This window comes from Pseudomonas glycinis (assembly GCF_054871425.1).
In genome coordinates, this window is record NZ_JBTYHF010000004.1 from 197,699 (window position 1) to 209,046 (window position 11,348).

Genomic DNA, 11,348 nt, shown 5'->3' on the forward strand with positions numbered 1-11,348 from the left:
TCGAGCTTTAAATGGACAAGACCAAGCAGACTGCGCCGTCCGCGGTGCCGCGCCATGTCGCGATCATCATGGATGGCAATAATCGCTGGGCGAAAAAACGCTTTATGCCGGGTGTCGCCGGGCATAAAGCGGGCGTGGATGCTGTGCGGGCGGTGATCGAGGTGTGCGCCGAGGCCAAGGTCGAAGTCCTGACCCTGTTCGCCTTCTCCAGTGAAAACTGGCAGCGCCCGGCCGATGAGGTCAGTGCCTTGATGGATTTGTTCTTCAAGGCGCTGCGTCGTGAGGCCAAGCGTCTCAACGACAACAACATCAGCCTGCGCATCATTGGCGATCGCTCGCGCTTCCACCCTGAGCTTCAGGCGGCGATGCGCGAGGCCGAGGCCATGACCGTCGGTGCCAACCGCTTTGTCCTGCAGATCGCAGCCAATTATGGCGGCCAGTGGGATATCGCTCAGGCTGCGCAACGTCTGGCGCGTGAGGTTCAGGCCGGGCATTTGCGTCCGGAGGACATCACCCCGGATCTGCTGCAAACGTGTCTGGCCACCGGCGATCTGCCGTTGCCTGACCTGTGCATTCGCACCGGTGGCGAGCATCGCATCAGCAACTTCCTGCTGTGGCAGCTGGCCTACGCCGAGCTGTACTTCTCCGACCTGTTCTGGCCGGACTTCAAACACGACGCCATGCGCACCGCGCTGGCCGATTTCGCTTCACGCCAGCGTCGCTTCGGTAAAACGAGCGAGCAGGTCGAAGCTGGAGCCCGGGTTTAATGCTTAAACAACGAATCATCACTGCACTGATCCTGCTGCCGATCGCCTTGTGCGGGTTTTTCCTGCTCAAAGGTGCCGGCTTCGCGCTGTTCATTGGCCTGGTGGTGAGCCTCGGTGCCTGGGAATGGGCGCGTCTGGCCGGCTTCACCGCACAATCGTTCCGCATCGGCTTTGCCGCTGTGGTCGCCCTGATGCTGTTCGTCATGTATGTGCTGCCGGGCCTTGCGCCTTGGGTGCTCGGTGCATCGGTGATCTGGTGGGCGATTGCGACTTATCTGGTGCTGACGTATCCACGCTCCAGCGCGCACTGGTCCACAGCGGCAACCAAGCTGCTGATCGGCTTGCTTATCCTGCTGCCTGCGTGGCAGGGTCTAGTGCAGATCAAGCAGTACCCGCTGGGTAACTGGTTGATCATGGCCGTGATGGTGCTGGTCTGGGGCGCGGACATCGGCGCTTATTTCTCCGGACGCAAGTTCGGCAAGCGCAAGCTGGCGCCGCAGGTCAGTCCGGGCAAGAGCTGGGAAGGTGTTTACGGTGGTCTGGCGCTGAGTCTGGTGATTACCGCGATCGTCGGGCTGGTGCGCGACTGGACCGTGGCCGAACTGCTCAAAGGCCTGGTTGGCGCGGCAGTGATCGTCTTCATTTCCGTGGTCGGTGACCTTACCGAAAGCATGTTCAAGCGCCAGTCCGGCATCAAGGACAGCAGTAATCTGCTGCCCGGGCATGGTGGCGTGCTGGATCGCATCGACAGCCTGACCGCAGCCATTCCGGTGTTCGCCGTATTGCTCTGGATGGCCGCCCCGTGAGTCGTCCCCAGCAGATTACCGTGTTGGGTGCGACCGGTTCGATCGGTCTGAGCACCCTGGATGTGATTGCGCGTCATCCTGAGCGTTATCAGGTTTTTGCATTGAGTGGTTTCACCCGTCTTAGCGAATTGCTCGCGCTGTGCGTTCGTCATGTACCGCAATTTGCCGTGGTGCCTGAAGGTGCTGCGGCGCGTGGGTTGCAGGATGACTTGCGTGCAGCCGGTTTGCCGACTCGTGTGCTGGTAGGTGAGGAGGGCCTGTGTCAGGTTGCCTCCGCGCCTGAAGTCGACGCGGTCATGGCGGCCATTGTCGGTGCGGCGGGTTTGCGTCCGACACTGGCTGCGGTGGAGGCGGGCAAGAAAATTCTGCTGGCCAACAAAGAAGCGCTGGTGATGTCCGGCGCGCTGTTCATGCAGGCCGTGCGCAAAAGTGGCTCGGTGCTGCTGCCGATCGACAGTGAGCACAACGCGATTTTTCAGTGCATGCCCGCGGATTTCGCGCGCGGCTTGAGCTCGGTGGGGGTGCGGCGGATCTTGCTGACCGCCTCTGGCGGGCCTTTCCGGCAGACGCCGATGTCCGAGCTGGCGAATGTTTCGCCTGAGCAGGCGTGTGCACATCCGAACTGGTCCATGGGGCGCAAGATCTCCGTGGATTCGGCAAGCATGATGAACAAGGGCCTGGAACTGATCGAAGCCTGCTGGTTGTTCGACGCCAAACCGTCTCAGGTCGAAGTTGTGATTCATCCGCAGAGCGTGATCCATTCTCTGGTGGATTACGTCGATGGCTCGGTCCTGGCGCAGTTGGGTAATCCGGACATGCGCACGCCGATCGCCAACGCCCTGGCCTGGCCTGAGCGTATCGATTCCGGCGTACCGCCACTGGATCTGTTTGCCATTGCGCGACTGGATTTCGAAGCACCCGATGAAAGTCGTTTCCCCTGTCTGCGTTTGGCCCGTCAGGCGGCCGAAGCTGGCGACAGCGCGCCGGCGATGCTCAACGCGGCCAATGAAGTGGCCGTGGCAGCGTTTCTCGACGGACGGGTTCGCTACCTGGAAATCGCGAGTATCATCGAGGAAGTCTTGAATCTGGAGCCGGTGGTGGCTCTGCACGACCTCGACGCCGTGTTTACGGCGGACGCGAAAGCGCGATTGCTGGCCGAGCAATGGTTGAGTCGGCACGGCCGATAGTTTTTTGTAATGCAACGGCGACACGCGACACTGAACAGGATTGCGGAGAAAGTAGATGAGCGCGCTCTATATGATTGCCGGCACCCTGATCGCCTTGGGTGTGCTGGTCACCTTCCACGAATTCGGCCACTTCTGGGTCGCGCGCCGCTGTGGCGTCAAGGTTCTGCGGTTTTCCGTGGGCTTTGGCATGCCGTTGCTGCGCTGGCATGACAAGCAAGGCACTGAATTCGTGGTCGCCGCGATTCCCTTGGGCGGCTATGTCAAGATGCTCGACGAGCGCGAAGGCGAAGTGCCGGTCGATCAACTCGATCAGTCGTTCAATCGCAAATCGGTACGTCAGCGTATCGCCATTGTTGCCGCTGGCCCGATTGCTAACTTCCTGCTGGCGTTAGTCTTCTTTTGGGTCTTGGCGATGCTCGGCAGCGAGCAGGTGCGTCCGGTCATTGGCGCGGTCGAGTCTGGCAGCATTGCCGCCAAGGCTGGTCTGAACGCTGGCCAGGAGATTGTATCGATCGATGGCGAGCCAACGTCAGGTTGGGCTGCGGTCAATCTGCAACTGGTGCGCCGTCTCGGTGAGAGCGGCGCCATTCAATTGCTGGTGCGCGAGCAGGGTTCGACGGCAGAATCGCCGCGCACGCTGGCCCTGGATAACTGGCTAAAAGGCGCCGACGAGCCGGATCCGATCCGCTCGCTGGGCATTCGTCCTTGGCGTCCGGCCTTGCCGCCGGTGCTTGCCGAGCTGGACCCGAAAGGTCCGGCTCAGGCGGCGGGGCTGAAAACCGGCGATCGATTGCTGGCGCTTGATGGCCAGCCGCTCGATGACTGGCAGCAAGTGGTCGATACCGTTCGTACGCGTCCTGATACCAAAATCATGCTGCGCATCGAGCGCGACAATGCTCAAATCGACGTCCCTGTGACCCTGGCGGCGCGCGGTGAAAGCAAAGCGCCAAGCGGTTATCTGGGCGCTGGCGTCAAAGCCATCGACTGGCCGCCGGAAATGATCCGCGAGGTCAGTTATGGCCCGCTGGCCGCGATTGGCGAGGGTGCCCGTCGCACTTGGACCATGAGCATTCTGACGCTGGATTCACTGAAGAAAATGCTGTTCGGCGAGCTCTCGGTAAAAAACTTGAGTGGACCGATAACCATTGCTAAAGTGGCGGGCGCTTCTGCCCAGTCGGGCGTCGCTGATTTCCTGAATTTCCTTGCTTATCTGAGTATTAGCCTGGGCGTTCTGAATTTGCTGCCCATTCCTGTACTGGATGGGGGGCATTTGTTGTTTTATCTGATCGAGTGGGTGCGTGGTCGCCCCTTGTCGGATCGGGTGCAAGGTTGGGGGATACAGATCGGTATCAGTTTGGTGGTCGGGGTGATGTTGCTTGCTCTGGTCAACGATCTGGGTCGACTGTAACGCTTCGCTGAATTGCGAATCTGCCGCATTTTGCGGCAGTTTGTTTATTGCCAGTTGGAATAAGAAAGGACTTCATGAAACGTCTGCTGCTAACTGCGGTTCTCACCGTATTGATGATCGCCGAAGTTCACGCCGAGTCCTTCACTATCTCTGATATTCGCGTCAATGGCCTCCAGCGGGTCTCCGCGGGTAGCGTCTTTGGTGCCTTGCCGTTGAACGTCGGCGAGCAGGCGGATGATCGTCGCCTGGTGGAATCCACTCGTGCGTTGTTCAAAACCGGTTTCTTTCAAGATATCCAGCTGGGCCGCGAAGGCAACGTTCTGGTCATCACCGTCGTCGAGCGTCCTTCGGTCGCCAGTATTGAAATCGAAGGCAACAAGGCGATTTCCACTGAAGACCTGATGAAGGGCCTCAAGCAATCCGGTCTGGCCGAAGGCGAAATCTTCCAGCGCGCCACCCTCGAGGGTGTGCGTAACGAACTGCAGCGTCAGTACGTTGCCCAGGGTCGTTACTCCGCTACCGTCGACACCGAAGTGGTTTCGCAGCCGCGTAACCGCGTGGGTCTGAAGGTGAAGATCAACGAAGGTACCGTTGCCGCCATCCAGCACATCAACGTGGTAGGCAATACGGTTTTCCCTGAGGAAGACCTGACTGACCTGTTCGAACTGAAAACCACCAACTGGCTGTCGTTCTTCAAGAACGATGACAAATATGCCCGTGAAAAACTCTCCGGTGACCTGGAGCGTCTGCGTTCCTACTATCTGGACCGCGGCTACATCAACATGGACATCGCTTCGACCCAGGTATCGATTACCCCGGACAAGAAGCACGTCTACATCACCGTCAACGTCACCGAAGGCGAGAAGTACACCGTTCGTGACGTCAAGCTCAGTGGCGACCTGAAAGTCCCTGAAGAGCAGATCAAATCGCTGTTGCTGGTGCAGAAGGGCCAGGTGTTCTCGCGCAAGCTGATGACCACCACCTCCGAGCTGATCACCCGTCGTCTGGGTAACGAGGGTTACACCTTCGCCAACGTCAACGGCGTGCCTCAGCCCCATGACGACGACCACACTGTGGACATCCTCTTCGCTGTCGATCCGGGCAAGCGTGCCTACGTCAACCGCATCAACTTCCGTGGCAACACCAAGTCCGAAGACGAGGTGCTGCGTCGTGAAATGCGTCAGATGGAAGGCGGCTGGGCTTCGACCTACCTGATCGACCAGTCCAAGACCCGTCTGGAGCGTCTGGGCTTCTTCAAGGAAGTCAACGTTGAAACCCCGGCCGTGCCAGGTGTCGACGACCAGGTTGATGTGAACTACGCCGTTGAAGAACAGGCTTCCGGTTCGATCACCGCCAGCGTCGGTTTCGCCCAGAGCGCCGGTCTGATCCTCGGTGGCTCGATCACCCAGAACAACTTCCTCGGTACCGGTAACCGCGTCAGCATCGGTCTGACCCGCAGCGAATACCAGAGCCGCTACAACTTTGGCTATGTGGACCCGTACTGGACCGCTGATGGCGTGAGCCTGGGTTACAACGCGTTCTATCGCACCACTGACTACGATGAGCTCGATGCCGATATCTCGAGCTACGCCGTCGACAGCCTGGGCGCTGGCGTCAACGTTGGCTACCCGATCAGTGAGACCTCGCGTCTGACGTTTGGTCTGTCTGCCCAGCAGGACAAGATCAACACCGGTCGCTACACCGTTGACGAGATTTTCGATTTCGTCGACAAGGAAGGCGACAACTACCTGAACTTCAAGGCCTCGGCCGGTTGGTCCGAGTCGACCCTGAACAAAGGCGTGTTGCCGACCCGTGGTCGTTCCCAGAGCCTGACCCTGGAAACCACCATTCCGGGCAGCGACCTGTCGTTCTTCAAACTTGACTACCGTGGTCAGCTGTTCCAGCCGATCACCGAAAACTACACACTGCGCCTGCACTCCGAACTCGGTTATGGCGACGGTTACGGTTCGACCGATGGTCTGCCGTTCTATGAAAACTACTATGCCGGTGGTTTCAACTCGGTTCGTGGCTTCAAGGACAGCACCCTCGGTCCGCGCAGTACGCCGAGCCGTGGCACCAACCCGGGCACGTCGCTTGATCCGGACCAGGATCCGCTGCCGTTCGGTGGTAACGTCCTGATCCAGGGCGGTGTAGAAGTTCTGTTCCCGCTGCCATTCGTCAAGGATCAGCGTTCCCTGCGGACTTCGGTTTTCTGGGATGTCGGTAACGTGTTTGACTCGCAGTGCAAGGACACTACGAACGCGAACGGTTCCTCGTCCAACACCAAGTGCAACGACATCAGCCTGAGCAACATGGCCAGTTCCGTCGGTGTCGGCGTGACCTGGGTCACCGCACTGGGTCCGTTGAGCTTCGCCCTGGCGATGCCGATCAAGAAACCGGATGACGCTGAAACTCAAGTGTTCCAATTCTCCCTCGGCCAGACGTTCTAAGCGTCTGACCCAAGATAACGACAATGGATTTTGTAGGAGTGCATCGTGCGTAAGTTGACTCAATTGGTTCTCCTGGCCTCCGTACTGGTGGCAGGCCCGGCGTTCGCCGACATGAAAATTGCCGTGCTGAACTATCAGATGGCACTGCTGGAATCCGACGCGGCGAAGAAGTACGCCGTGGATGCCGAGAAGAAGTTCGGTCCGCAACTGACCAAGCTCAAAACCCTGGAAAGCAGCGCCAAAGGCATTCAGGACCGTCTGATGGCCGGTGGCGACAAAATGCAGCAGGGCGAGCGTGAGCGTCTGGAGCTGGAATTCAAGCAAAAGGCCCGCGACTTCCAGTTCCAGTCCAAAGAGCTGAACGAAGCCAAAGCCGTTGCCGACCGTGAAATGCTCAAGCAGCTGAAGCCGAAACTGGACAGCGCTGTGGAAGAAGTCATCAAGAAGGGTGGTTTTGACCTGGTGTTCGAGCGTGGCGCAGTCATTGATGTCAAACCTCAGTACGACATCACGCGCCAGGTTATCGAGCGCATGAATCAGCTGAAGTAACCCATGACCGTGACTATCAGGCTCGGCCAGTTGGCCGAGCACCTCGGCGCCACCCTGCGTGGCGACCCCGAGAGGCAAATTACTGGGCTAGCCACTTTGCAAGAGGCTGGCCCAGCTCAGTTGAGCTTTCTGGCAAATCCCCAATACCGCAAATACCTGGCCGGTTCTCAAGCAGCTGCACTGCTGCTCAAGGAAGCCGACGCTGAGGGTTTTGCCGGTAATGCCCTGGTGGTGCCTGATCCTTACCTGGCCTATGCACGTATTTCGCATCTGTTCGATCCAAAGCCAAAAGCGGCTGGCGGGATTCATCCGACAGCGGTGATCGCGGCGGACGCGGTGGTTGACCCAAGTGCCAGCATCGGTCCGTTCGTGGTGATCGAAGCCGGTGCACGCATCGCTGCACAGGTAACGCTGGGCGCGCATTGCGTAGTCGGCGCGCGCAGCGAAATCGGTGAAGGCGGCTGGCTCGCTCCGCGCGTTACGCTGTATCACGATGTGCGCATCGGCAAGCGTGTGGTTATTCAGTCCGGCGCAGTGATCGGCGGTGAGGGCTTCGGCTTCGCCAACGAAAAAGGTGTCTGGCAAAAAATCGCCCAGATCGGTGGCGTGACCATCGGCGACGATGTCGAGATCGGCGTGAACACCGCCATCGACCGCGGCGCTCTGGCCGATACTGTGATCGGCAACGGTGTGAAGCTCGACAACCAGATTCAGATCGCGCACAACGTCCAGGTCGGTGATCACACCGCCATGGCTGCGTGCGTTGGCATTTCCGGCAGCACCAAGATCGGCAAGCACTGCATGCTCGCCGGCGGTGTTGGTCTGGTCGGCCACATTGACATTTGCGACAACGTTTTCCTGACCGGGATGACCATGGTGACTCACTCGATTACCGAGCCGGGCGCCTATTCTTCCGGCACAGCCATGCAACCGGCGGCCGAATGGCGCAAAAGCGCGGCCCGCATCCGTCAGCTCGATGACATCGCGCGACGGTTGAAACAGCTGGAAAAGCGCGTTGGGGAAGTGACCCCTGACGGTAATGCTTCATCTGATGGCTGATACCATTTCCATATCAAGTGTGCACAGCCTCTGGACTGCCTCCTTGATTTGCTAGAGGAGTGCGCGTCAGTCGCGCTCCCAATCTTTACATAGGCTTTCCCCTGAAATGATGGACATCAACGAGATTCGCGAATACCTGCCTCACCGTTACCCGTTCCTGCTGGTGGACCGGGTGGTGGAACTGGATACTGAAGGCAAGCGAATTCGCGCCTACAAGAATGTCAGCATCAATGAACCGTTCTTCAATGGTCACTTCCCTGCGCATCCAATCATGCCGGGCGTGCTGATCATCGAAGCGATGGCTCAGGCTGCCGGGATCCTCGGTTTCAAGATGCTCGACGTCAAACCGGCCGACGGCACCCTGTATTACTTCGTCGGTTCCGACAAGCTGCGCTTCCGTCAGCCAGTCAAGCCGGGCGATCAGTTGATCCTTGAAGCGACCTTCATCAGCTGCAAGCGCAAGATCTGGAAGTTCGAATGCCAGGCTTCGGTGGACGGCAAGCCGGTCTGCTCGGCAGAAATCATCTGCGCGGAACAGAAAGTATGAGTTTGATTGACCCTCGCGCAATCATCGATCCGTCCGCCGTTCTGGCTGACGGCGTCGAGGTCGGCCCGTGGTCGATCATCGGCGCAGGTGTGGAAATCGGCGAGGGTACCGTGATCGGGCCGCACGTGATCCTCAAGGGGCCGACCCGCATTGGCAAGCACAATCGCATCTACCAGTTTTCTTCGGTAGGCGAAGACACCCCGGATCTGAAGTACAAAGGCGAGGAAACCCGCCTGGTGATCGGCGACCACAACGTCATTCGTGAAGGCGTGACCATTCACCGTGGCACCGTGCAGGACCGTTCGGAAACCACCCTGGGTGATCACAACCTGATCATGGCCTATGCCCACATCGGCCATGACAGCGTCATCGGCAACCACTGCATTCTGGTCAACAACACTGCGTTGGCCGGGCATGTACACGTTGACGACTGGGCGATCCTCTCCGGTTTCACCCTGGTGCATCAGTACTGCCACATCGGCGCCCACAGCTTTTCCGGCATGGGCACGGCGATCGGCAAGGACGTTCCGGCGTTCGTCACCGTGTTCGGCAACCCGGCCGAAGCGCGCAGCATGAACTTCGAAGGCATGCGCCGTCGCGGTTTCAGCGAAGACGCGATTCATGCGCTGCGCCGTGCCTACAAGACGGTCTATCGGCAGGGCCTGACGGTCGAACAGGCGCTGGCCGAGCTGGCAGAACCGTCTGCGCAGTTCCCCGAAGTCGCCGTGTTCCGTGATTCGATCCAGGCATCGACTCGCGGCATCACCCGCTGATCATGGCCAATCTGCGTATTGCGCTGGTGGCGGGTGAGGCTTCCGGTGACATTCTCGGCGCCGGCCTCATGCGTGCGCTCAAGGCTCAGCACCCGACAGTCGAATTCATCGGTGTCGGCGGTCCGCTGATGCAGGCCGAAGGCCTGACCTCGTACTTTCCCATGGAGCGCTTGTCGGTCATGGGGCTGGTTGAGGTCCTCGGTCGGCTGCGTGAATTGCTCAAGCGCCGCAAAGAGCTGATTGCCACACTGATCGCCGCCAAGCCGGACGTGTTCATCGGCATCGATGCGCCGGATTTCAACCTCAATATCGAACTCAAGCTGCGTCAGGCCGGGATCAAGACCGTGCATTACGTCAGCCCGTCGGTGTGGGCGTGGCGGCAGAAACGGGTGCTGAAGATCCGCGAAGGCTGCGATCTGATGCTGACCCTGTTGCCGTTCGAAGCGAAATTCTACGAAGAGAAAGGCGTGCCGGTGCGTTTCGTCGGTCACACCTTGGCCGATACCATTCCGCTCGAGGCTGACCGAGCTGCCGCGCGTGTCGAGCTGGGTTTGCCTGACGGACCATTGGTGGCGTTGATGCCGGGCAGCCGTGGCGGTGAAGTCAGTCGCCTCGGCGCGCTGTTCCTCGACACCGCCGAACGTCTGCGCGCCATGCGTCCGGGCGTGCGCTTTGTCATGCCTTGTGCAAACCCGGACCGCCGGGTGCAACTCGAGGCCTTGCTGGCTGGCCGGGATTTGCCGGTGACATTGCTCGACGGTAAATCCCATCTGGCCCTGGCCGCGTGCAACGCGGTGTTGATCGCCTCCGGCACTGCTACCCTTGAAGCGCTGCTGTACAAGCGGCCGATGGTGGTGGCGTATCGGTTGGCGCCGCTGACGTTCTGGATTCTCAAGCGCATGGTCAAGAGCCCGTACGTGTCGCTGCCCAACTTGCTCGCCCAGCGCTTGCTGGTGCCGGAGTTGTTGCAGGATGATGCGACTGTCGAGGCGTTGGCGCAGACGTTGTCGCCCTTGATCGATGGCGGCGAGGAACAGACCCGCGGCTTCGACGAGATCCACCGCACGCTGCGGCGCGATGCTTCCAATCAGGCGGCGCAAGCCGTCCTTGACCTGATCGGCAAACCACAATGAGCAAGACAAGCATGCAAATGGGCCTGGATTTCACTCTGGTAGCCGAAGTCGAAGAACTGGTCGCCGGTGTTGATGAAGTCGGTCGTGGTCCGTTGTGCGGTGCGGTGGTAACGGCAGCAGTGATTCTCGATCCGAACCGGCCTATCCTCGGCCTCGACGATTCGAAAAAGCTCACCGAAGCCAAGCGCGAAAAGCTCTATGACGAGATCTGTGAAAAGGCGCTGAGCTGGTGCATCGCCCGTGCCGAAGTTGAAGAAATCGACGATCTGAATATTCTCCACGCCACCATGCTGGCCATGCAGCGCGCGGTTGCCGGTCTGCATATTCAGCCGAAGCTGGCGATGATCGACGGTAACCGCTGCCCGCATTTGCCGATGCGTGCCGAGGCGGTGATTCAGGGCGACGGCAAGGTGCCGGCGATCGCGGCGGCGTCGATTCTGGCCAAGGTCAGTCGTGATCGCGAAATGGCGGCGTTCGAATTGATCTACCCGGGCTACGGCATCGGCGGCCATAAAGGCTACCCGACGCCCGTTCATCTGGAAGCACTGGCGCGGCTCGGCCCGACGCCGATTCACCGCCGCTCGTTCGCCCCGGTACGCCTGGCTTACGAGGCGCGGGAAAGCCTGACGCAGGTTTAGGCCCAAGGCTGATGTTTTAACCAAGGCCCGG

Annotated in this window: 11 protein-coding genes; all 11 read left to right on the top strand. The window is 59.6% G+C overall.

Features of this window, described 5'->3' with window-relative positions; genetic code table 11:
* Positions 1-11: 11 nt before the first annotated feature.
* The 11 genes from uppS (at position 12) to rnhB (ending at position 11,317) form a co-directional block, all read left to right on the top strand.
* Positions 12-767, top strand: coding sequence for a polyprenyl diphosphate synthase (gene uppS / locus ACYSTU_RS11310; RefSeq protein ID WP_016771475.1), 756 nt, complete (start codon positions 12-14; stop codon positions 765-767).
* A complete protein-coding gene (locus tag ACYSTU_RS11315; RefSeq protein ID WP_217879404.1) occupies positions 767-1,573 on the top strand; it encodes a phosphatidate cytidylyltransferase in 807 nt (268 codons plus the stop codon). The genes uppS and ACYSTU_RS11315 overlap by 1 nt, the downstream gene beginning before the upstream one ends.
* The gene (gene ispC / locus ACYSTU_RS11320) at positions 1,570-2,760 is read left to right on the top strand and encodes a 1-deoxy-D-xylulose-5-phosphate reductoisomerase (protein ID WP_217879405.1); all 1,191 of its coding nucleotides are present in this window, start codon (positions 1,570-1,572) and stop codon (positions 2,758-2,760) included. The genes ACYSTU_RS11315 and ispC overlap by 4 nt, the downstream gene beginning before the upstream one ends.
* A gap of 55 nt (positions 2,761-2,815) precedes the next feature.
* The gene (gene rseP, locus ACYSTU_RS11325) at positions 2,816-4,168 is read left to right on the top strand and encodes a sigma E protease regulator RseP (protein WP_110600137.1); all 1,353 of its coding nucleotides are present in this window, start codon (positions 2,816-2,818) and stop codon (positions 4,166-4,168) included.
* Positions 4,169-4,242: 74 nt separating this feature from the next.
* Positions 4,243-6,618 carry an outer membrane protein assembly factor BamA gene (gene bamA / locus ACYSTU_RS11330; RefSeq protein WP_024011830.1) on the top strand — a complete coding sequence of 792 codons (2,376 nt, stop codon included), beginning with the start codon at positions 4,243-4,245 and terminating at the stop codon, positions 6,616-6,618.
* A 45-nt stretch (positions 6,619-6,663) separates the two neighbouring features.
* A complete protein-coding gene (locus tag ACYSTU_RS11335) occupies positions 6,664-7,167 on the top strand; it encodes an OmpH/Skp family outer membrane protein (RefSeq protein WP_003222140.1) in 504 nt (167 codons plus the stop codon).
* Between the two features lie 3 nt (positions 7,168-7,170).
* Entirely contained in the window at positions 7,171-8,226 is a 1,056-nt protein-coding gene (gene lpxD / locus ACYSTU_RS11340; protein WP_016771470.1) for a UDP-3-O-(3-hydroxymyristoyl)glucosamine N-acyltransferase, read from the top strand.
* 106 nt (positions 8,227-8,332) lie between these two features.
* Complete coding sequence (gene fabZ, locus ACYSTU_RS11345) at positions 8,333-8,773, top strand: 3-hydroxyacyl-ACP dehydratase FabZ (protein ID WP_016771469.1); 441 nt, start codon at positions 8,333-8,335, stop codon at positions 8,771-8,773.
* Positions 8,770-9,546, top strand: coding sequence for an acyl-ACP--UDP-N-acetylglucosamine O-acyltransferase (gene lpxA, locus ACYSTU_RS11350; RefSeq protein ID WP_016771468.1), 777 nt, complete (start codon positions 8,770-8,772; stop codon positions 9,544-9,546). The genes fabZ and lpxA overlap by 4 nt, the downstream gene beginning before the upstream one ends.
* Before the next feature lie 2 nt (positions 9,547-9,548).
* Positions 9,549-10,679, top strand: a complete 1,131-nt coding sequence (lpxB, locus tag ACYSTU_RS11355; RefSeq protein ID WP_498998468.1) for a lipid-A-disaccharide synthase — start codon at positions 9,549-9,551, stop codon at positions 10,677-10,679.
* Positions 10,680-10,690: 11 nt separating this feature from the next.
* On the top strand, positions 10,691-11,317 hold the full coding sequence (gene rnhB, locus ACYSTU_RS11360) for a ribonuclease HII (RefSeq protein ID WP_016771466.1): 627 nt from the start codon (positions 10,691-10,693) through the stop codon (positions 11,315-11,317).
* Positions 11,318-11,348 lie beyond the last annotated feature (31 nt).

Bases quoted from the DNA above. Each gene is read 5' to 3' on its own strand.
- uppS (WP_016771475.1), top strand. From the start codon at position 12: ATGGACAAGACCAAGCAGACTGCGCCGTCCGCGGTGCCGCGCCATGTC.
- ACYSTU_RS11315 (WP_217879404.1), top strand. From the start codon at position 767: ATGCTTAAACAACGAATCATCACTGCACTGATCCTGCTGCCGATCGCC.
- rseP (WP_110600137.1), top strand. From the start codon at position 2,816: ATGAGCGCGCTCTATATGATTGCCGGCACCCTGATCGCCTTGGGTGTG.
- bamA (WP_024011830.1), top strand. From the start codon at position 4,243: ATGAAACGTCTGCTGCTAACTGCGGTTCTCACCGTATTGATGATCGCC.
- lpxD (WP_016771470.1), top strand. From the start codon at position 7,171: ATGACCGTGACTATCAGGCTCGGCCAGTTGGCCGAGCACCTCGGCGCC.
- fabZ (WP_016771469.1), top strand. From the start codon at position 8,333: ATGATGGACATCAACGAGATTCGCGAATACCTGCCTCACCGTTACCCG.
- lpxA (WP_016771468.1), top strand. From the start codon at position 8,770: ATGAGTTTGATTGACCCTCGCGCAATCATCGATCCGTCCGCCGTTCTG.
- lpxB (WP_498998468.1), top strand. From the start codon at position 9,549: ATGGCCAATCTGCGTATTGCGCTGGTGGCGGGTGAGGCTTCCGGTGAC.
- rnhB (WP_016771466.1), top strand. From the start codon at position 10,691: ATGCAAATGGGCCTGGATTTCACTCTGGTAGCCGAAGTCGAAGAACTG.